This is a genomic window from Aeromonas sp. MdU4, assembly GCF_041929505.1.
Taxonomy (GTDB): domain Bacteria; phylum Pseudomonadota; class Gammaproteobacteria; order Enterobacterales; family Aeromonadaceae; genus Aeromonas.
Map to the genome: position 1 here is coordinate 57,678 of NZ_JBHFMW010000034.1, position 21,298 is coordinate 78,975.

General features: G+C 52.4%; 19 protein-coding genes. 3 read left to right on the top strand and 16 right to left on the bottom strand.

Annotated elements, in window-relative coordinates:
• Window positions 1-25: 25 nt before the first annotated feature.
• Together ACE1BR_RS20440 and ACE1BR_RS20445 are read right to left on the bottom strand one after the other, a co-directional pair.
• Window positions 26-1,606 (bottom strand): ABC transporter ATP-binding protein, encoded by a 1,581-nt coding sequence (locus ACE1BR_RS20440; protein WP_374873520.1) that lies wholly within the window; start codon window positions 1,604-1,606, stop codon window positions 26-28.
• Between the two features lie 87 nt (window positions 1,607-1,693).
• Window positions 1,694-2,698, bottom strand: a complete 1,005-nt coding sequence (locus tag ACE1BR_RS20445) for a BMP family protein (protein WP_374873522.1) — start codon at window positions 2,696-2,698, stop codon at window positions 1,694-1,696.
• Between the two features lie 490 nt (window positions 2,699-3,188).
• Here ACE1BR_RS20445 and uvrD point away from each other — a divergent pair, with 490 nt between their 5' ends.
• A complete protein-coding gene (gene uvrD / locus ACE1BR_RS20450; RefSeq protein ID WP_374873524.1) occupies window positions 3,189-5,360 on the top strand; it encodes a DNA helicase II in 2,172 nt (723 codons plus the stop codon).
• A 120-nt stretch (window positions 5,361-5,480) separates the two neighbouring features.
• Here the strand turns inward: uvrD and ACE1BR_RS20455 are convergent, their stop codons facing one another.
• From ACE1BR_RS20455 to ydfZ, 4 genes are all read right to left on the bottom strand, one after another.
• Window positions 5,481-6,242 (bottom strand): hypothetical protein, encoded by a 762-nt coding sequence (locus ACE1BR_RS20455; RefSeq protein WP_374873526.1) that lies wholly within the window; start codon window positions 6,240-6,242, stop codon window positions 5,481-5,483.
• Window positions 6,243-6,494: 252 nt separating this feature from the next.
• Window positions 6,495-7,379 (bottom strand): DUF6216 family protein, encoded by an 885-nt coding sequence (locus ACE1BR_RS20460; protein ID WP_374873528.1) that lies wholly within the window; start codon window positions 7,377-7,379, stop codon window positions 6,495-6,497.
• Window positions 7,380-7,466: 87 nt separating this feature from the next.
• Complete coding sequence (locus tag ACE1BR_RS20465) at window positions 7,467-7,904, bottom strand: DUF2846 domain-containing protein (protein WP_374873529.1); 438 nt, start codon at window positions 7,902-7,904, stop codon at window positions 7,467-7,469.
• A 609-nt stretch (window positions 7,905-8,513) separates the two neighbouring features.
• A complete protein-coding gene (gene ydfZ, locus ACE1BR_RS20470; RefSeq protein WP_005357022.1) occupies window positions 8,514-8,711 on the bottom strand; it encodes a putative selenium delivery protein YdfZ in 198 nt (65 codons plus the stop codon).
• A 290-nt stretch (window positions 8,712-9,001) separates the two neighbouring features.
• Here ydfZ and ACE1BR_RS20475 point away from each other — a divergent pair, with 290 nt between their 5' ends.
• Window positions 9,002-9,502 (top strand): DUF1993 domain-containing protein, encoded by a 501-nt coding sequence (locus ACE1BR_RS20475; protein ID WP_374873530.1) that lies wholly within the window; start codon window positions 9,002-9,004, stop codon window positions 9,500-9,502.
• A 104-nt stretch (window positions 9,503-9,606) separates the two neighbouring features.
• On the opposite strand, the gene ACE1BR_RS20480 is transcribed toward ACE1BR_RS20475, so the two are convergent.
• The 4 genes from ACE1BR_RS20480 to ACE1BR_RS20495 all read right to left on the bottom strand — a co-directional run bounded on the left by ACE1BR_RS20480 (window position 9,607) and on the right by ACE1BR_RS20495 (window position 13,059).
• A complete protein-coding gene (locus ACE1BR_RS20480) occupies window positions 9,607-10,119 on the bottom strand; it encodes a cupin domain-containing protein (protein ID WP_100644778.1) in 513 nt (170 codons plus the stop codon).
• A gap of 27 nt (window positions 10,120-10,146) precedes the next feature.
• Window positions 10,147-10,659 (bottom strand): cupin domain-containing protein, encoded by a 513-nt coding sequence (locus tag ACE1BR_RS20485; RefSeq protein WP_374873533.1) that lies wholly within the window; start codon window positions 10,657-10,659, stop codon window positions 10,147-10,149.
• 230 nt (window positions 10,660-10,889) lie between these two features.
• Window positions 10,890-11,555: a DUF3313 domain-containing protein gene (locus ACE1BR_RS20490; RefSeq protein WP_374873535.1), complete on the bottom strand. Its 666-nt coding sequence runs from the start codon at window positions 11,553-11,555 to the stop codon at window positions 10,890-10,892.
• Window positions 11,556-11,928: 373 nt separating this feature from the next.
• Window positions 11,929-13,059 carry a spermidine/putrescine ABC transporter substrate-binding protein gene (locus tag ACE1BR_RS20495; RefSeq protein WP_374873536.1) on the bottom strand — a complete coding sequence of 377 codons (1,131 nt, stop codon included), beginning with the start codon at window positions 13,057-13,059 and terminating at the stop codon, window positions 11,929-11,931.
• 429 nt (window positions 13,060-13,488) lie between these two features.
• Between ACE1BR_RS20495 and ACE1BR_RS20500 the strand changes: the two genes are divergently transcribed.
• Window positions 13,489-15,114: an alpha/beta fold hydrolase gene (locus ACE1BR_RS20500; RefSeq protein ID WP_374873538.1), complete on the top strand. Its 1,626-nt coding sequence runs from the start codon at window positions 13,489-13,491 to the stop codon at window positions 15,112-15,114.
• 75 nt (window positions 15,115-15,189) lie between these two features.
• Here the strand turns inward: ACE1BR_RS20500 and ACE1BR_RS20505 are convergent, their stop codons facing one another.
• The 6 genes from ACE1BR_RS20505 to ACE1BR_RS20530 all read right to left on the bottom strand — a co-directional run bounded on the left by ACE1BR_RS20505 (window position 15,190) and on the right by ACE1BR_RS20530 (window position 21,295).
• On the bottom strand, window positions 15,190-15,828 hold the full coding sequence (locus ACE1BR_RS20505; RefSeq protein ID WP_374873540.1) for a LysE family translocator: 639 nt from the start codon (window positions 15,826-15,828) through the stop codon (window positions 15,190-15,192).
• 40 nt (window positions 15,829-15,868) lie between these two features.
• Complete coding sequence (locus tag ACE1BR_RS20510) at window positions 15,869-16,690, bottom strand: helix-turn-helix domain-containing protein (protein ID WP_374873542.1); 822 nt, start codon at window positions 16,688-16,690, stop codon at window positions 15,869-15,871.
• Between the two features lie 198 nt (window positions 16,691-16,888).
• Window positions 16,889-18,121, bottom strand: coding sequence for a 3-deoxy-D-manno-octulosonic acid transferase (locus ACE1BR_RS20515; RefSeq protein WP_374873544.1), 1,233 nt, complete (start codon window positions 18,119-18,121; stop codon window positions 16,889-16,891).
• 85 nt (window positions 18,122-18,206) lie between these two features.
• Window positions 18,207-19,292 (bottom strand): glycosyltransferase family 4 protein, encoded by a 1,086-nt coding sequence (locus ACE1BR_RS20520; RefSeq protein ID WP_374873546.1) that lies wholly within the window; start codon window positions 19,290-19,292, stop codon window positions 18,207-18,209.
• An 18-nt stretch (window positions 19,293-19,310) separates the two neighbouring features.
• Window positions 19,311-20,057 (bottom strand): glycosyltransferase family 25 protein, encoded by a 747-nt coding sequence (locus ACE1BR_RS20525; RefSeq protein ID WP_374873548.1) that lies wholly within the window; start codon window positions 20,055-20,057, stop codon window positions 19,311-19,313.
• Complete coding sequence (locus ACE1BR_RS20530; RefSeq protein WP_374873550.1) at window positions 20,054-21,295, bottom strand: O-antigen ligase family protein; 1,242 nt, start codon at window positions 21,293-21,295, stop codon at window positions 20,054-20,056. The genes ACE1BR_RS20525 and ACE1BR_RS20530 overlap by 4 nt, the downstream gene beginning before the upstream one ends.
• Window positions 21,296-21,298: the final 3 nt, after the last annotated feature.

Consider the following 21,298-nt stretch of genomic DNA (forward strand, 5'->3'; position numbering starts at 1 on the left):
GTTTGGCAGCGAATTAATGTAACACTCATGACGTCGCTCCTTGTGGCTGAGTGGCAGCCACTTCATCAGGAACGATATTGGCCATCATCAAGCCCAAGGTACGTTCATCAGCCTTGGCACCATCCAGCTCACCAACGATGCGTCCCTCGGCCATAACCAGGATCCGATCCGCGAGTGTCATGATCTCGTCCAGCTCGACCGAGACCAGCAACACGGCTTTGCCGTGGTCACGCATGGCGATGATCTGCTTATGGATATACTCGATAGCCCCGATATCGACACCACGGGTTGGCTGACCAACCAACAGCACATCCGGGTCCTGCTCCACCTCGCGGGCCAACACCAGCTTCTGCTGGTTACCGCCCGAGAAGTTGGCCGTCTTGTGATCGGGATGAGGCGGGCGCACGTCCCACTTCTCCATCTTGGCCTGACAATCCTGCTCGATCGCCTGCTTGTTCTGCAGCCACCCCTTGTTGTATTGCGGGCGGCTCTGATAGCCCAGAATAAAGGCCTCTTTGGCGGCAAAGCGGTTGATCAGCCCCATCTTGTGGCGATCTTCCGGCACATGGCCGAGACCGAAGTTGCGCACCATCTCGGGATCAGCCGCCTGCTCGGGGCTCACCAGATATACGCCGCTGCGGCTATTGATGGTGAAGCTCCCCTTGCTCGGCTTGATAATGCCGCCAAGCAGACTGAGCAGCTCGGACTGGCCGTTACCGGACACCCCGGCAATCCCGACGATTTCACCGGCACGCACCTCGAAGCTGGCCGACTTGACCCGCTCGACCTTGTTGCTGTCGAAGTAGCTGAGCCCCTCGACCTTCAGCTTCACCTCGCCTGGCTGACTCGGCCCCTTGTCGACCTTGAGGCGCACCTTGCGGCCCACCATCAACTCGGCCAGCTGATCCTTGTTGGTATCCTTGGTAGCGACGTGCTCCACCATCTCGCCACGGCGCATGATGGAGACCTGATCCGTGATGGCCAGGATCTCGCGCAGCTTGTGGGTGATGAGGATGATGGTCGCCCCCTGATCCCGCAGCATACCCAGCACCTTGAACAGGTGATCCGCCTCTTGCGGGGTCAACACCCCGGTCGGCTCGTCGAGGATAAGAATGCGGGCGCCACGATAGAGCGCCTTGAGGATTTCGACCCGCTGCTGCAGACCGACCGGTAGATCTTCAATTTTTTCGTGCAGCGGCACTTCGAGACCATAGTCCCGCGCCAGCTCGCCCAGCAGCTTTTCCGCCGCCGCCACGCTCTGGTTCAAATGCCAGCCATTCTCGGCACCGAGAATGACGTTCTCCAAAACGGTAAAGTTATTAACCAGCATAAAATGCTGGTGCACCATGCCGATGCCTGCGGCAATCGCATCTTGTGAGCCATGAGGGTTAAAAGGTTGCCCGTCGATAAACATCTCGCCACTGTCGGCATGGTAGAAACCATAGATGATGCTCATCAGGGTGGATTTACCGGCGCCGTTTTCACCAACGATGCCGTGAATGCTGCCTTTCCGAACCTTGAGGTCAATCAGCTTGTTGGCATGTACACTGCCAAACCGCTTATCGATACCTCTTAATTCGATGGCATAGTGATCTGTCTGGTCCATGATGCAGCCCTGCGTGTCATGAAATAAGACTAAAAACCGGCCCGTACACGGGCCGGTCAAGCGTTGAGAGTCGTAGCAATAGACTGATTAATATTTGCAGGTGTCGTTAGAGGTGTAGTCATGCACCTTGATCTTGCCTGCGATGATGTCGGCCTTGATGGTATCCATCTTGGCTTTCATCTCCGGGGTAATCAGCTTCTCGTTGTACTGGTCCAGTGCCCAGTCAACACCGCCGTCCGCCAGACCCAGGCTCTTCACGCCACCTTTCCAGGTGCCGTTGGCGCTCTCTTCCCAAGTAACATAGGAAGCACGACCGACCGCCTTGACCATGGAAGTCAGCATGGTGCCCGGATAGAGGTAGTTCTGGTTGGAGTCAACACCGATGGCCAGCTTGCCACCATCTTTCGCTGCCTGATAAACCCCGAGACCTGAGCCACCAGCTGCAGCATAGACCACGTCTGCGCCCTTGGAGAACTGGGCCTTGGTCAGCTCACCACCTTTCGCCGGGTCAGCAAACGCCGCCGGGGTGGAGCCGATCATGTTCTGGAACACTTCGATCTTCGGATTGGCGTACTTGGCGCCCTGCTCGTAGCCGCAAGCAAAGTTACGGATCAACGGCACATCCATACCGCCCACGAAACCGACCTTGCCGGTCTTGGTAGCCATGGCAGCCAGCGCACCGACCAGGAAGGAACCTTCATGATCTTTAAAGATCAGGGATTGCACGTTCGGCTTGTCGACCACCGCATCGATGATGGCGAACTGCACTTTCGGGAATTCGGCCGCCACTTTATCGATGGCAGAGGCCATGTTGAAACCAACCCCGACGATCGGCTGGTTGCCACGGCTGGCCAGACGGCGCAGACCCTGCTCACGCTGGGCTTCGTTCTGGGGCTCAAACTCTTTGACCTTGATCCCTTTGTCTTTGTTGTACTTTTCGACGCCATCGCGGAACACGCCTTCGCCGAAGGACTTGTCATACTTGCCGGCAGTGTCATACACCACGCCAGGAACAGGAGTGGAGGCAGCTTGTGCGGAGAGAGCGGCAAAAGTAATAGCGGCCACGGAGGCCAATTTGAACACTTTAGTCACGATCGTATCCTTGATTGTTATTAAGTGAGGGAATTGCTTGCCTGCCGAAGCAGGCGATCTAGCACGCTGGATTACTCTAAGTCAGCGTCAAAGTGGGTCAAGCAGACGATGAAAGAAAAACGTTTGCGTTAACGGTTTGAATTTTAAGCAAAAATGCTCATAAATAATTGTTTCATATCATCTTTTTATAATCAAACATTAGACATCACCAGATCCGGATGGGATTTAACCTTGAAATTCAATGAGTTGGAGTAAATCGTTTGCAACGATCAATAATTATTCACCGCCTCGAGTCGTGAGCCTGCTCACAAAATGATCTCTCGCGAAAGATGTGAATATTTGCGGTGCTTTGTTACCAATTTAATCACACCCAAACGGCGCCCTTAATTAACGCCTGTACTGGCACACGCCCCCCTCTCCCGAGTTTGGATTTGGTCTGACGATGGGATGGCCGTATAATCCCAGCCTGTATAAATAAACAGGAGTGGTGATGGACGTTTCAACCCTGCTCGACGGGCTCAACGACAAGCAAAGAGATGCCGTTGCGGCGCCCCGTAGCAATCTGCTGGTGCTGGCCGGTGCCGGTTCGGGCAAGACCCGGGTGCTGGTGCACCGCATTGCCTGGCTGATGCAGGTGGAACGCTGTTCACCCTTCTCCATCATCGCGGTCACCTTTACCAACAAGGCAGCGGCCGAGATGCGTGGCCGGGTCGAAAAAGTGATCGGCGACGGCGTACGCGGCATGTGGATCGGCACCTTCCACGGTATCGCCCACCGCCTGCTGCGGGCCCACCATCTGGATGCGGGCTTGCCGCAGGATTTCCAGATCCTCGACTCCGACGACCAGTACCGCCTCATTCGCCGCGTTATCAAGGCGCTCAACCTCGACGAGAAGCACTGGGCCCCGCGCGCCGTGATGAGCTACATCAACGGCAAGAAGGACGAGGGGCTGCGCCCCGGCGACATCGACCTCTATGGCGATCCCGTCACCCGCACCTATCAGCAGATCTACAAGACCTATCAGGAGACCTGCGATCGCTCCGGTCTGGTGGACTTTGCCGAACTGCTGCTGCGCGCCCACGAGCTGTGGCTCAACAAACCCCACATCCTCGAGCACTACCGCGACCGCTTCCAGAACATCCTGGTGGACGAGTTCCAGGATACCAACGGCATCCAGTACGCTTGGCTGCGGATGCTGGCGGGCAACAGCGGCAAGGTGATGATCGTCGGCGACGATGACCAGTCCATCTACGGCTGGCGCGGCGCCAAGATTGAGAACATCCAGCGCTTCCTGACCGACTATCAGGGCGCCGAGACCATCCGCCTCGAGCAGAACTACCGCTCCACCGCCAATATCCTCAAAGCGGCCAACAGCGTCATCGCCAACAACGCCGAACGCCTTGGCAAGGAGCTGTGGACCGAAGGGGCCGAGGGCGACCCGATTTCGCTCTACGCCGCCTTCAACGAGGTGGACGAAGCGCGCTTCGTGGTCGGCCGTCTCAAGGATTGGAAGGAAAAGGGCGGCCTCTTGGCCGACTGCGCCATCCTCTATCGCTCCAACGCCCAGTCGCGGGTGCTGGAAGAGGCGCTGATGCAGGATGCCATGCCCTACCGCATCTACGGCGGCCTGCGCTTCTTCGAGCGGCAAGAGATCAAAGACGCCATGGCCTACCTGCGTCTTATCAACAACCGTGGCGACGACGCCAGCTTCGAGCGGGTGGTCAACACCCCGACCCGCGGCATCGGCGATCGCACCCTCGAGATCCTGCGCGGCAACGCCCGCGATCAGGGGCTCAACCTGTGGCAATCGGCCAAGGCCCTGCTCAACGACAAGGTGCTGACCGGTCGCGCCGGTAATGCGGTGCGCGGCTTTGTCGAGCTGATCGACGCGCTGGAGGAGCAGGTCGCCATGCTGCCGCTGCACCAACAGGCGGATATCGCCATCCAGAACTCCGGCCTCAAGGCGATGTATCTGGCGGAAAAAGGCGAGAAATCCCAGGCGCGGGTAGAGAACCTGGACGAACTGGTCACCGCCTGCCGCCAATACCAGCGCCCGGACGAGCTGGAAGATATGAGCGATCTCTCCGCCTTCCTCGCCCACGCGGCGCTGGAGTCCGGTGAGAATCAGGCAGACGAGTATGCCGATGCGGTGCAGCTGATGACCCTGCACAGCGCCAAGGGCTTGGAGTTCCCGCTAGTGCTGCTGGTCGGCGTCGAAGAAGGCATGTTCCCCAGCCAGCAATCCACCGAGGAGTCGGGCCGGCTGGAAGAGGAACGCCGCCTCTGTTACGTCGGCATGACCCGCGCCATGGAGAAGCTCTACATCTGTTATGCCGAGAGCCGCCGCATATACGGCCGCGAGATGTTCCACAAGCCGAGCCGCTTTATCCGCGAAATGCCCGCCGAGTGTCTGGAGGAGATCCGGCTGCGCACTCAGGTCAGCCGCCCCACCCAGTACGGCCGCTTTAGCCAGAACGAGGTGCAGCAGCGTTTCGACGCCAGCGGCATCAAGCTCGGCCAGCGGGTGCTCCATCCGAAATTCGGGGAAGGGATCGTGCTCAACTTCGAAGGGGTCGGCCAGCAGAGCCGGGTGCAGATCCAGTTCGACGACGTCGGCGCCAAGTGGCTGGTGACGGCGTATGCCAGATTGGAAGCGCTTTGATTTTTCCTGCCTTTTGATGCAATCAACCCGGCTTAGGCTGGGTTGGTTTTTATCTCTGTTATCAAGGCAGCATTAAATACGCTTCGCCATTCGAACCAATGGCGATTTCAATAAGTTATATTATGCGGTTATTTTTTTCTTTCTCTTGATTATGTTTTCCTTTTTCTTAGCATTTTTAATGCTTATCCATAATGTAGACACGTTTTGATTTTTTTTCATGTTATTTATATCTCGAGATATTGCCGCCTCCAATGTATCATGATCTATTTCTTTTCCATCTGGCGCAGTTTGTTTTATCTGATTTGACATGTCGATATCTCCCCTATAATCTTGCATCAAACCATTTGTCTTATTGTATAAAGTATCGTACATATGACTAGATAATTCAAATATATTATCTTGACGCGCTCCTCCTTTATTAAACAAACTTACTTCTGGCCCTGAAAAGCTGTCGTTAATTATTGCGAATTCGACACATGATTTAACATCATAACAACTAGGATAGTGATTAGCAGCAAGCTGACCACCTGAGCCAGCATAATGAACTCCATTTTTGCTATCAGTGTTATATATATCTACCCGCCAATCATTTATATCTATTTTAATATATTGCAGTCGGCTTTCACCTTTAGATGAAAGCCACTTAGCAATACTCATGTAACCTTCAGGATCTATTAACTCGAGCATTAAAGCTTGGTGAAGGACTATCTGATTATATGTTCCACTATAAAATACAATAAACGGATCAGGTTTATAATCTTCAATAACATAACCTGATACAAAAAGATATTTATTTATATCAGACACTGTATGAACACCATCATCAAAAGTCCAAAGAGAGTCACATGCCGCACCAGTATCAGATACAATCACTGTTGTCATAAAATAAAAACCTTCACAATTAAATCAGTATGTATGAATACACTTTATGAATAACTCTAACATAAGACTAAAAAATTAAATAGCGAAGCGTATTCGAGATTTCAACTAGATCGATGACTAGCGCTCAGCTAATCAACCCCATATTACATTTATATCTCGGATTCACATTTTTACTAAGGATAGTTGGTCTCTTACTAACACCCTCTCCAACGGCCTATCCACGGGCCGACATAAAGTGGCAGATAAATATTGCTAGTCACTTCGATATTGAGTGTTCAATGTTTCCTCCGTTACAGGTTCAACATCCATAGTGTCACCACTCTGAAAGTTACTAATATCAACAGATAAACGATTATATAATTTTGTTGCTCTATCTAGAGACAATACCCACCTTGCCAGTGAAACTGTATATATACTGACCAAGAAAAACAGAGCCAAATATATGTACATATTCTGGTTTATTGAGTCATCAACATAGTTTTTTAGATCATCCGTATTTAATTCAGCTTGAAGAATCTTTATTACATCTGCAGATATTACTTCTTCTGCACCATCTGTAACTTTATCTTTATATATAAACCAAGGGTTGTTTAACAAAGTGAACTCTTCAATTTTATCTTTATATACCCAAACCCATTCCCCATTAGCCTTAATTGTTGATAAGATTGAGCTCGATAATTTTGTTTTTATTGCTGTGTGAAGTAAAAAAAGTGATAAAAACAAAAATGCACATGCCAAAACAACAACTAATAAATAAGTTGCCGCACAAGGTTTCTTCAATAAAACAGCATCATTTTCGTGTATAAGATAAGAGTCTATGTTTTTTATCTCATCATGACCAACCTTGTTGGACTTACACCAAGATATGATGGCCTTTGCATGATATACACTAGAAAATCTGAACCCAGGGAGAAATATTCTTATTTGCTCTAGCTCTATTTGTTCATTGCTAGCCGACTGAAGGGTTTCATCAGAAAACTCCAGTCTTCTCCCCATCACTTTTTCCCAAAAAAACAAATTCCTAATATTTCTATGTTTAATTATGGTAATTGCCATCCAACCTAATACCAATATAGACACTACAATCGAAAGAAAATTACTGGCAATTAAATTAACTAACTCTGGATTGATATCCATATGTATTCCCTTGTTCTAAATCCGCACAAAAAACATACATTGATAATAAAAACTTATTCCATCTGAAATATGAAAAATGGCCCAAAGTTACTTAACCAACTTGCTCTCCATCACCCTTTGCTTACCCTCCTCTTCACTGACCTGACTCAGCTTGGAGCGGGCCATCAGCAGGCCCATCTTGACCTCCTGCCAGACGTAGTAGTTTTTACCCGCCTCGGTGCTGAGGGCCAGGGTGGCATCGTTCTCCGACTTGGAGGTGATGGTGTGGCTGCCCGGCGTCACCTGCTTGAGGATATAACTGTGGGCCACGGTATCGCCTACGGCAGAGCCATCCACCAGCAACGGCATCTTGATCGCCGCACCGAACGTTTCATTGCGATAGATATAGAGGTTGGCCGCATCCTTGGGCGCTACAAACTGCTTGGCCTGCGCGTCTGCGGTGGCATCGGCCATGGGCACGGAAGCACAACCGGAGAGCAACGCCGCCGACAGCAGGGCGGCACCCATCATGATTTGCCTGAACATAGTCGTTATTTTTTAGTGAGTTAAATGTGTTTAAAGGTTCGCATGGGCCTGCGCTGGCTGACAATCGCTCAAATCGAGCGGGGTGTGACCCGGCTCAATTTTTCAGCATTTGGATGGCTCACTCGGCCGCTATCATCCCTCTCCCCAAATCGGCCATTGCCCTCCAGCGCCCTGCTGGCAGCCAAACGGGAGGCTTGTGGCCTACCGCCTGTCTGTATAAGACAAAACGATGGCATTTTCGCAAAACCTATAAATTAAATTTATACCAACCGTTTTGGCTGCAACTCAGGGCTCGGGGCTGCCATCACAGGCACCAACAAGGGGTTGGCCGATCCATAGGGTGGTTAGAGGGGATGAGTTAACGGGTGGATGATATTGGCGGCCAGTTGGTAGCAGCCAATCCCCTCACCCCGACCCTCTCCCACAGGGCGAGGGGGTAACACCGGCGACTCTGCGGGCAATGGCAAGCGGGCAGCAGGCGGTCGCACCGCTCGATACGATCGTTAATCCAATAAAGGAGTGGGCAAAACAGGAGGGGGAACTCAGAAACCCGGCCGTCAGGCGCGGCGGCCGGGTGAATTGTAAAGAGTAGGGTGACAGGGAAAGGGATCAGCCTAGTCTAATCAACTCGATGGGGGCGTAGCGCTCCCCGGAGTTTGCCAGCAGCACGCACTTCTCGTGCTCCGCCTGATAGGGAGTCATGTTGTCGGTATGAGCCTCTTTCAGGAAGTCGACGGCGCCAGTGGCGGCAATCATGACGCGCTGACCCTGGTTCAGCACATTTCGGTTCCGGTCATAGATCTTCATTACACTCTCCTTTTCTTGTACCCGGGTGGGTGCTCCGGGCAGCGGGATCAGCCTACGCCTCTGAAAAAAGGTGATTTATGTCACAGATCAAAAAAGGGGCAGAGAGGGACTCGCGAGGTGAAAAAGTGAGCATGGCCAGCGGCTGTCGCGCGCAATGGCGCTGCCCTGCCCTTTTTGTCACCACGGGCTCGAACCCGGCAGCGGTTGGGGTATATTGGTGGTCGATTAGCCAGTCTCATTCACTGTGGCCGCGCAAACGGGCCGCTGTTTCAACAAGATGGAGAGTGCTCATGAATCGCGACATTACCGCCCAGTTTATCAAGATGCTGACCAATCTGGATCACTGTCTGGCCAAGGCCGAGGCCCACGCCGTGGCGAAGCAGTTCAACGTGGATAACTTCTTCGGCGATCGGCTGATCGTCGATATGCTGCCCTTCAGCAAGCAGGTGCTGATCTGCTGCGATTCGGCCCGCACCGTGGTGGCCACCGCCAGCCACAGCGAACTGCCGGCCATGGGCGATGAGCCCAAAACCATCGCCGATCTGCGCGCCCATATCGGCAAGACCATCACCTATCTGCAAGGCAAGCTGGACGCGGACTACAGCCAGTATGCCAGCGGCCGTTACGTGCCCCACTGGGCGGGTGGCAAGGGGATGGATGGCCATACCTGCGTCCATGAGTACGGCATTCCCAACTTTTACTTCCACCTCACCATGGCCTACGCCCTGCTGCGCCGTGCCGGGGTCGATCTCGGCAAGCGCGACTATCTGGGCGGGCTCAATATGCAATAAGCGCTGCGCTACCCACCCGGGGCGAACAGATAGCAACAGCCTGCCAAGCGGCAGGCTTTTTTATTGCCGGGTTGTGCAGGGTTGGCGCGCAGAAGCGCTGCGCCCTAGAAGGGGCCGTTACTCTCGCGCAGCTTGTCGGGCAGGCCGTCGTGATCGCCCAGCTCGCGCGCGGGCACGTCGTCCCAGTTCAGCTTGCCGAGGGTGATATTGCGCTCGGGGTGGACGGCGTAGTGAATGCGGTTGTCCTCCCGGTCGGTATCGCCGATGCAGAGCAGGCGGACGATCTCGTCGGTGTTGTTGATAAAGGCGTGGGCCAGCCCGTCACCGGCCTTGAAGCCGACCGAGTCGCCCGGTTGCAGCCGATAGAGCACGCCATCGAGCCAGACATCCGGCGTCCCTTCCAGCACGTGGACGAACTCGTCCTCGGTCTTTTCGGCGTGGGGCCAGCTGGTGCGGTGGCCGGGCTCGACGATCTCGTGGTGGATACCGATGCGGCTGAAGCCAAAGTGCTTGCCGAGGGCGCAGCCGCGGGAAAGGGGCTCCTGACTGCCGGAGTAGTAACGCGGCGTCTGCTCTTGCAGCTCGCTCCAGTGTTTGATGCAGGGGTGGCGATTCATCGTGATTCCTTATGCTGTGAGGGGGGCTCAGAACGGGCCGTTGCTATCGCGCAGCTGGTCGGGCAGGCCGTCGTGCTCGCCCAGTTCGCGCTCGGGCACGTCGTCCCAATGGCGCGCGCCGATCTGGCGGTTGTACTCGGGGTGCAGGGCGTAGTGGATGCGGTTGTCGGCGCGATCCCGATCCCCCACGCAGAGCAGCCGCACCGGCAGGTCGCTGTTGTTGATAAAGGTGTGGGCCAGCCCGTCACCGGCCTTGAAGCCGACCGAGTCGCCCGGTTGCAGGCGATGGAGCACGCCATCGAGCCAGACATCGGGCGTCCCTTCCAGTACGTGGACGAACTCGTCTTCGGTCTTCTCGGCGTGGGGCCAGCTGGTGCGGTGGCCGGGGGCCACCAGCTCGTGATGAATGCCGATGCGGCTAAAGCCAAAGTGCCTGCCCAGTGCGCTGCCGAGGGACATCTGCTCCTGACTGCCGGGGTAACATCCCGGCTCCGGTTCTTGCAACTCGCGCCAGTGTTTGATGCTGGGGTGACGGGTCATAGTGGTTCCTTTTCTATGAGGGGAAGGTCACGGAAGGGTCATCCTAACTGCCAGAATGCGGCGGAGAAAAGCAGAAATCGATGAGCAGATGGTGTGGCGGTGGACTCGGCAACGGGCTAATCGCCCAGCTGGCGAGGGCTGCGAGCCATCTTCAAATCTGTCGCACAGCAAAAGGGGGGAGCCACTGGCTCCCCCCTGGTGATACGACTGTCGGCGCTTACTTGCCGAGCTTACTTGCCAAGATTGTCGGCCAGCTGTTTGGCACGGTTGGCCGCCCACTGGTCGATCATCTTCTCCATCTCTTCGGCGGTGATGGGCGAATCCTTGTGGGTGGTATCCGGAGTCTCGCGGGCATCCATCACCCGTACCAGCAGCTTGCCGCTCTGGGAGTCGAGCAACTGGGCCATGCTGCCCACTTTAAGCAGATAGGGCTCCTTGCCGATCACTTCGCGGGTGACGTTGATGGCGATCTTGGCTGGCAGCAGATCCCGCAGTTTGGGGTCGGGGCGAGTCAGATCGAAGTTGGTGACAGCGGCCTGGATCCGCATCACCTTCGGGCCGGGGGCGGTGGCGATCTTGACGCCATGCTTGATCAGCTCGCTCTGGAATTTGTCGTGGTAGTAGCGGCCAATCTGGTTCTGTTCGTTGGCTGTCAGCAGATACCACTGGCCATTTTCCTGCCGGATAAACTGGAGCGGATCGAGCATCACCTCGTTGTACTGGCGCAGATCAACACCGGGCTCCTTGTAGACCCGCTGGTTGGGGTTGCTCTCGCTCGGCTGGAAGGCGCTGAGGGGGACGGTTTGTAGTGACTGCAAGCTATAGGAAACCTGATTCTTTACAGCGCAGCCACCCAGAAGAGTCGCCGCCATGGCAACCATCAAGACCTTTTTCATATTTGCTCCTGCATGTTATTGATTGTTTTTGCTGTGGATTTCATCCACATGGCTGGAGATCCCGTGCTGGCCGCCTCCAATGTCACTGAGAAATAACCGATTCACAACCTTCTCACAAGCGACAGTTCAAGATTGTTCAGCTCAGATCCAAGTTGTCACACTTGCCGCCCTTTTGTACAGGGGCAACCGGGTGCCAGCGGTGCGCTGGCAAGCGCTGCGTTGTTTAATATGGGTAAACGCCAATCGCGTTAGCGTTCTTATTTATCAAACGCGGTGGGGGCATAAAGGGCACTTTTCAGGAGGCAAGATGACCGATCATCGCCCGTTTAGCGGCAAAATAGCGGCCGCCGGATAGACGGCTGGCTGCTCCGGATCACAATGCAAGGTCCCAGGGACACTGCTTGCTCAACGACTCCTTACCGCTGGCGCTGATGGCCTGTTGCACCATCCGCTTGTAGCGATTCTTGATATGGGCAGGCAATGCGGGAACCAGCAGCCGTTCATCAAATGCCGGTAACGGGCGATCCGGTAGCACCGCTTGTTCCTGCGGGCTGAGCGGGGGACGGGAGGCGATATTGCTGGCCGATAAGGTGGGAATGCCCGCCAGCATCTGGCGCTGCAACGGGGCGCTCAACAGAAAGTCGAGCAGCAGATAGGCCGCCTTGAGCCGCTCGGGATCATCCGCCACATGACGGGCGATGGAGAGCGCATCAAGAGCATAGATAGCCCCCTCCTGTACCCTGGCAATCCGCCACTGCTGATGGTTCTGCTCGTTGCACGCCACCAGCTCCAGCCCCCAGGTGGTGGCATAGGTCTGCTGACGCAGATCTTCACAGCGATTGGTCTGATTGAACCAGAAACCGCGACTGGCTTGCAGCCGCCGGGTCAGTTGCTGTTCCACCTCCTGCTGCAGGCTCTGGTCGGCCAGCATCTCGCCACTGGCAAACAGGGCGGGCGATTTACCCAGCGAGAGCAGCACCGAAAACAGTAGCGGCTCGAATTGATCGCAAAATTCGGCAAACTGCCCGGACTCGGCGCTGTCGGCCAGCACCCGCCAACTGGTCGGTGGCTCGCTCACCTGCTTGCTGTCATAGGCAAGACTGAACATGCCGATGGTAAGGGGCACCGAGTAGTTACGCTCCCCCTGCTTGTCATACTCGGTGTTCTTGAGGGCGGGCTTCACCTCGCCGTAGTGGTGCAGGCGGCTGAAGTCGATGGGCAGCAGCAGCTTGAACAGCGGCTGATGATGCGCCTTGTAGAAGTAGCTGGTCGGGATCACCACGTCGGCACTGCGCGTGCGCAGGGCGCGGTAGACGCTATCGAAATCGGTCAACAGCGGCTCGACCCGGCTGACTGTCGCCTCCACGCCATTGGCTCTGGCATAGTCGGCAAACTGCTGCTCGTAGCCTGCTGGCAGATAGCCCCACTCCAGCAACTTGAGCTGCACCGGGGCCGCCAGCGCCGGAGTCGCAGCCAACAACCAGCAGAGAGACAGTAGACGCATCGTCAGGCACTCCCGAGATAGAGATATTGATGGAGTATAGGAGCATGGGTTGCCTCATCCGCTCACCCACATGCGGCGCAGGCGTTCATATTGGCAAGCCATCAAGGGCGGTAACACCACAGCCGCCTTCCATAAACTCAAACACAGGTAGTGAACATATCCCGATTTGCCAAAACCGTGAATCACCTTCCTCACAATTTTCGCCCCGCCGATGATCCCTATTGTCATGCTGCACAAATCGTGGCTCGTACCAGATATTATCTGGCGATAATGGCTGGTCACGGCAAAAAAATTATTACAGTCAGTGTAAATAACATTAATGTCAATATTGGATGGCTATCAAGATGGCGAAATGAAATATATTGAAACACTTAAGTGCTATTTCAAAACCAGTCGTTTGTTATTCTACCGAAAAAAGGGAGGTAACAAATGCATAAAAAAGTTTTGGTAACCATGTTGTCAGCTTTGGCATTAACGGCATGTGGTGGGGAAGATAACCAATCCGCGTCAACAACAAACAAGTCAGTGATACCACTTCAATTACGTCACGTCGCAGCCAATTACAATCCGGCAGAAGTATGTCGTGACCTGAAGAAGACATGGGATAAGAAGCTCTCGAGCAAGTCAGAGCAGGTTACTTGTGCCTATTTCCCTGCACCACTGAATATGCCGGCCTCTGCCAATAAAGGAAGAACCGCCGATAACGCAGATACTTTCGACATCTTTTATATGCATTATCGGGCGTCGGCAGAGCGCTGGGGCACGCTTTTTTACAATCCCGGCGGCCCGGCTGATGCTACGCCCATGATGGGCAATGCCTTGCTGGAGCTCGATCTCACCGATCCCGACATTCTCAAACATTATGATGTCGTTACCTTCGACCCGCGCGGTACCGGTTATAGCGCCCTGGCTCATGAGCTGAGAACCTGTCTGCTACGCGACAAGTCCGCAGTAAAACCGGCCATGAAGCCTGCCGAAGTGGCTGCGCTTTTTGCCAAAGAGCTCGCCAACGAACCTGACGATAAAGCTGGTGAGGCAAATGCCCCGCTTGATGCGTATGGTAAATCAACCGCCGACTACCTGTTAAAACAGTGTGACGGTGTTTTTCAGCAATACAGCCAGATATTTGGTGCCAATACCATTGCTGCAGATATGGATGCCCTGCGGCAATATCTGAATCTGGACAAAATCACCCCCTATATGGCCTCTTACGGCACGCGGGTTGCTGCTATTTATGCTTATCGTTATCCGGAACGAGTAGCCAACATTATTCTCGACTCACCCATGTCGCCCATCAATACTGATTATTTTTCCATGATCAAGGAGGATGGTCACAACTGGCAAAATATCATCGACTGGCGCTTCGACGGGCAAGCATTATTGCAAAGTGAAACAGTTGCCAATCAAATAAAAGATAGTGATAAATACACGGATAAGATGGGCAACGAGATCGATATCGGTCAGTGGACCAACATCGTGAACGATAGTGTCGAGAGCGCCCATGAAGATCAGATAACTTTCTGGATCGATGATGATGCGACCGAGACGCTCGCCCGAATAGTCAGGGAAAAAGCTGAAGAGGAGCAGGGGGAAAATAGCATCATGAGTGCCCCGCTCTATACCGCGATCCACTGTGCGGACAATACTCAACCTTATCGCTGGCAAGATCTGGATTCTGAAGACGCCGCCTTCCACGGGGCAGGCTCCAGCGTGTTGTTCGGTGGATTCAGTACCTGCGCAGACTGGCCCTATCCCCGCTCCCCCATCCCCGCTGTGCAGGCCAACGAGATCCAGCTTGCCCCTGACGCTATCGCATTGATACTGGGCAGCGAGTTTGATAGCCGAACCCCCTACTCCGGCGCAGAGCAGATGCAGGCGGCTTTCGGCCCTGCTGCACGATTGGTCAAAGTCGAGCAGAGCTCCCAGCACGGCCAGCTCGGGATAGCAGCCTGTGTGGATCAGAGCCTGAAGAGTTTGCTGCTTGGCGACAAAACCAAGATCCAGCCGCAGCAAAGCTGCGAACCCTATTCTGCTGATGACACCAGCACGGATTAAATCCCCCACCCTCTGCAGAAGAGCCCGTCATGGGCTCTTCTGCTATTTCTATACGGCAACATCATGACCTGTGGCTCAGGCAATGAGTTCGGCGCCCATGCTCGCCAGAATGGAGATACTCACCACGGCAAACAGCACACCGGTGACCAGATTGAGGGGCCGCTGCACCCGCTGTAGCAGACGCTGGGCACGCGCAGTGGAGAGGCTCCACGCCAGCATGCCAAACCAGCAGAGTGAAATGATGAAGAGTTCCCCCACCAGCAGGCTGCGGGTGACGCCATCTACCTGCGGCGTCACCATGGCCGCCAGCAGACCGATAAAGAAAACCAGCGCCTTGGGATTGAGCAAATTGGTGGCGATACCGGCGCGCACGCCCCTGCCCCAGCCGCGCAGCTCCTTGGCAGCACTCGCCATGACCTTGCTGCCCTGCTTGCTGCGGGCCGCCATCAACGCGCCCCATCCCAGCCAGCCCAGATAGAGGGCGCCGCAACTCTTGATCACCATGAACAATACCGGATGGCTGGCAATCAACATGCTGATACCGGTCAGGCTGAAGGTGGCATGCACCATGATGGCGAGCGAGATGCCGAGCGCCGCGCCAAGGGCGGTCGGCCGATGCAGGCTGGTGCGCAGGATCAGGGCGAAATCGGGACCGGGACTGGCCAATGCAATCAGGTGCATCAGGCCAAGAGTGACAAACAGACTGGTCAACATAACAACTCTCGCATTTACAACAGAGAGTCAGCATGCCGGATCAGCGGGACGTCCGGCTTGTAAAAGATTGCATCTGGGCACGAAATTCGGCGGGCGTCAGGCCAAAAGCCTGGCGAAAACCGTGGTGGAAGTGGCTCTGGTCGAAGAAACCGACCGCCAGTGCCACCTCGCTCACCGCCATGCCGCTCGCCAACAACCGCTTGCCCCGCTCCAGCCGCAACCGCTTGAGCCAGGCGTAGGGCGTCATGCCGCTGCGCTTCTTGAACTGGCGCAGGAAGGCGAAGCGATCGAGCCCGACCAGTCCGGCCAGCTCTTCCAGCGAGTGAGGTTCATCGAGTGCCGCCATCAAATAGTCGCGCAGGAACCTCAGCTGGGGATCGGCCAGCTGGTGCACCTCGGGATCCAGATGCAGTAGATCTGCCAGCAGGGCGAGCAGCTGGCTCTCGATCAGGAGCGCATCGGCATGGGGGTTATCGAGATAGCCGTGCAGTTGGGCAAAGCCGTGATAGAGGTCGGGACGGCTCTGCAAGCCCTTGTCGAAGAAGGGCTCCGGTTGATCGGGCAGCCAGAGGGAGAGCTGCTTGGGATCGATAGCAAAGACCCGCACCTCATACCCTTCCGGCAGCAGGCTGAGGCCGTCGTGCACCTCGTCGGGGTTGACGGTCGACAGCTCGCCGCGCACCAGGGTGTGGCTGTTTCCCTTGTGGATAAACTTCTGGCCACCCCGCTGCACCAGCCCGATATGGTAGTCGAGATGGACATGGCGACCGTAGCTGAACGCCCGATGATGGGAGTGTGACAGCTCGACCCCCGGCAAGTGCGGGGATTGCCAGTAGCGGATAAGGGAATCTGTGGTACTCATGGGCTATAGATATACCGCAAGCAAGCTGAAGAGCTTGTAGATTATTGCATTCTGGCAGTGCAGTTGCAGCAGGCTCGACATCTGCCGGGGCAAGCCCGCAATCCACCCGCGACTCTGGCGAACAACAACCTGCCTGACTGACGCCGGAAATAGCGAAGGGAGGCATAACGCCTCCCTCCGTCTGACCGCACTACCCCGTTACTTGGGTTGCAGCTTCATCTCCTGCAGATACTCCAGCACCTGCAGCTTGTAGTCCGCCTGATAGGAGAACTTGGTGCTGTCGCACGCCGCAATCAGGTTGACCGCGGTGCAGAACAGGGTAGCAGCCAGCAGCCCCTTGCCAAGCCACTGCGGGTAACGACGGCTCCAGCGCACCAGCAGCAACAGGATCGGGAACAGGGCGTAGGGGAAAATCAGCATCAGGTGCCAGTAGTTGAAGATGATCGGCGACAGGGCCGCACTCACCAGCACTGCCAGCACCGCCGCCAGCGCATAGAGACCGAGCCAGCTCTCGCCATCCACTGGCGCACGATCACTGCGCAGCAGACGCGGCTTGAGTGCGCGCCACAGCTGCCAGTTGGCCTTGGCCGCCAGCAGCACAGTTGCGGAACCCACCCCGTAAATCACGATGCGCCACAGCCAGATCGCCGCCATCTGCAGGTATTCGTGCCCTGCCAGCCAGATGAACTGGGTGTCGTTGACCAGCTTGCTGGCAAACAGCCAGGAGCCGTAGCGCAGCCAGTAGAGCACTGATTTCAGCACCGGATAGACGTGCACCAGACCCCAGCCGATATAGCGCTGGCGCGCTTCGGGATCGCCATTCTGGGTGATATGGCTGTTGCTCATCACTTCCATCGCGTAGGGGATCAGGGAGGCACCGATCAGCAGGGCAGCCACCACCACCCCGCTCCAGCTCACCTTGAGAATACGGCGCCAGAACAGATAGGTAGACATCACCGCCAGCAGCGGCCAGGAGTAGTGCAGCTGCATCGCCATGCCGATGGCCAGCAGGTGAACGATCATGTGCCAGAAGGAGGCCCGCTCGCGCATATGCCAAGCCGACCAACAGTGCATGGCCGAGAAGAGGAACAGATAGGAGGGGTTGTAGAGCAGGCTTTCATACTGGAACCAGGGGTTGAGCCAGCAGAGCACCAAAAACAGCAGACGCACCTTGCTATTCAATGCATGGTCATCAAACACCTGACGGATCACTGCATCAAACAGCAGGAAACCAACCAGCCGCATCGCCAGCAGCAGCACCATGGGCGCATAGGGTGAATCCCACAGCAGCAGCGGCCCGCCGATCAGCCAGGCTGACAAGCTGCCAGGCACATTGCCCACTGCACTCGCCGCATTGCCATAGCTGAGCCAGACCCCCTCATAGGCCCCCAGATAGCCCTTGTAGAGCATCTGGGTCTGATCACCAGACATTATTTGATTAGTGAAGTACAACAATGAAATAAGAAGTCCACTAAGCAACATTATCAATGATGTACTTGATTTAAATTTAAACTCCTCACCCATTGCCTACTCCGCTGACTTCAACACCGGCAAGATGGAGCAACTCCATACAATGCTCTTTTACATCATTATATGAGTGAAATGCCTCTGAACAAGATGGTACCAGCTTGTCACGTTCGGATAAAAATCGGTTAATTTCGTCTGCGAGACTTTCGGCATTAAGGTCAAAGAGATATGCGAACTCTTTTTTTACAACCTCTGTTGCGCCAACGACCTTAGACATAATCACTGGAGTACCACACAGAATCGATTCAGTAACTACTAATCCAAATGGCTCATATGATGATGCTAATATCGTGGCGTCGACCATTGAATATAAAGAAGGCATATCATCAACAAAACCAATGTTAATCACTCGAGGATGCTCGACCTTTTTATTTCCAGCAATAACCAATTTAACTGAATCTGGAATAGATTTTTCCTGTAATGTTTGTAAAATAAGGTCAATACCTTTTCTTTTGTGATTACTAGAAGGAAACAACAATAAAATATCACTTTCAGAAATACCATACTTTTCACGCTGCTTAATTCTTATTTCAAAACGAGAATTATTATTATGATGCGAGAACAGGCTTTTATTCGTCGGTGGATAAACAACCTTTACTTTCCCACTAGGAACACCTATTAATCTTATTATTTCTTTCTTGACAATTTCAGAGTGCGCAACAACAACCTTAGCCAAATTGTAAGCCTTGGATTCTTCGTAAACTGTAAGTATATCTTCTGGCTTATATATTTTTTTACCAAGAGCTATCTTATTTCCTTGATGCGTTCCTGCTGAAATGGCGATATCCGCATCACGAATAACACTTCTGCTACAGTTGAATATCACACCACTTCGGTCAATGATTTTATCAACGAAGTGATTAAATATTTTTTCATTTATAATATTGAATGGCGTGAACACAGGAAACTCAACAACACTTACTCCATCAGGAACTAAATTTATATCTACACGTCCCTTTATAGAAACAAGCTCAACGTTTAAGTTTAGTTCTTTTAGTTCTTTCAACACGTTTACAATATAGGTTTCCATGCCACCAGACTTTTTCAGGTATGGATATATTATACTAACTTTCATATAACTATCACCTTATAATTATAAACGTTTTAGATAAAAAATGATATTAAATATGAACTGCAGAATATAAAGTCTGTATCTGAAATATTCTTTTCTAATTCTAGATGCAAGTGTTCTATTTCCTTTTTGTTGCCTGCTGGAATAACCTATTTCAGATTGAATATCAGTATATTTGATAACAGGTTCTTCAATACCTATATTGGATACACCATGAATATATTCACAATCCATATAGTCATCAACAGGCATCCAAAAATAGCTGGATGAGTTAACAAATTTCCGTGCTGCCTCAGGGTGTATTATATACCCATATGCACCGCTTGGACCTCTGCTGTACTTCACCAGTTTAGTATTATTAATTAAACAAGCCAGAGTTACTACCTTAGGTAAAATTAAAGTGCTCTTTATTGGAGCTCTCCCCAATCTAATATATTTATAACTAGAGAGATGGATGCATGCATGCTTTAAAACATCAGAAAAATTCTCAGTCAAATCAATATCATCTTCCATGACAACGATTGGTACATTTAACTCTATACATTTAAGCCACAATGCTCTGTGGCTTAAAAAACAGGCTTGCTCTCCCAGAGTGAGAGGATGACCTTTTTCCTTAATTCTTCTTGACGAGTCATAACCGCTAATTGTTGCAATACGGCCATCAATAGCAGGGAAAAACTCGTATTCAACGCCAGCTGTAGTTAACAACTCTGACATTCTCATTTTACGCTCTATCGAACGTTCAAGATTAATAACATATATCTTCATATTAACTCAGCATCCTTAGATGTAGATGAAAATGCCAAAATCATAGAAAATACAAAAAATGTTATGCCTGAGTTATGTGCAAAATATGCCTGACTAAGATGATAATCTGCAGTTGTCAGACACGTAACAATAACAAGCACACATCCACAATATGTATCCGACGCAGGATTCATAATAGGTATTTTCTTCTTCACTACAAAAATTGGAATACATAGCATAGCAATAAGCACCAACAACCCTACGACTCCGCGTTTTGCCATCTCTTCAAGGTATTGATTGTGTGCATGATAATTAAAATTATATATGAAATCTGTAATTTTATTTTCTTGTAATTGCTGCTTCTGTGACTCACGCAAACCATTTTGACCCCATCCAAAAAATGGTTTATCCTTAAATGAATCCCACGCACTCCCCCACAATTGGAAACGTATGCCGAGCGATGTATCTAGGTTAGTACCATCTACGTATTGTTCTATATCTGTTTTCGCTGCATCAAATCTCTTTAATATTCCAGTTTGAGGTGTAAACACCATTGCTATTACAAGAGCAAACAAAAACAGCAACCCTTTCCTTTCATTACTTGTGATAACTCTTCTATAAAGCATTAATATCGAAAAAATTACGACAGGAAGTAATACCCAACCACCTCTGGTACCAGATAAGAAGCTACCAGTCAGACCAGATATTGTACCAAGCATATAAAAGTAAGAAAAATATCTATTATTAGCACGACACCAAAAATAGCCACATAAACAAAAAAGGCCAAGTGACATGCTAATATTTCCAGATTGTATTGGTATTGAATAAAACTCGAAAGCTCGTTCATACCCAAGATAAAACTTATCGTAAATTGCAACACAAGCAGCTACAAATGCCCCCATCGCGAATCCACTTAATAAAACATCTAACCTAACTTTATGTTTGGCAAGTATAGGAATTACTAATACAGCCATTAATGCCCGACTAGGTCTATCTAATTGACTAAACGAGCTCCCATCGACAATCACAGATATAAAGAACAGAAAAAAATATGACAAAAATATACATGCTATTATTTTATGCTCTTTCTCCATGGCGGAGATGTACTCTTTACGCCAAAAGACAAAAAGACTTACAACCGCAAGTAAAGCTGGTCCATACGAGTACCCGCTTGGCACAGTAAGAGCCAGAGCACCAAATAAAAAAGCAGATGCTTGCACCACAAAAGGTACGAACTTCTCTTTACTAAATAAAACCATCAT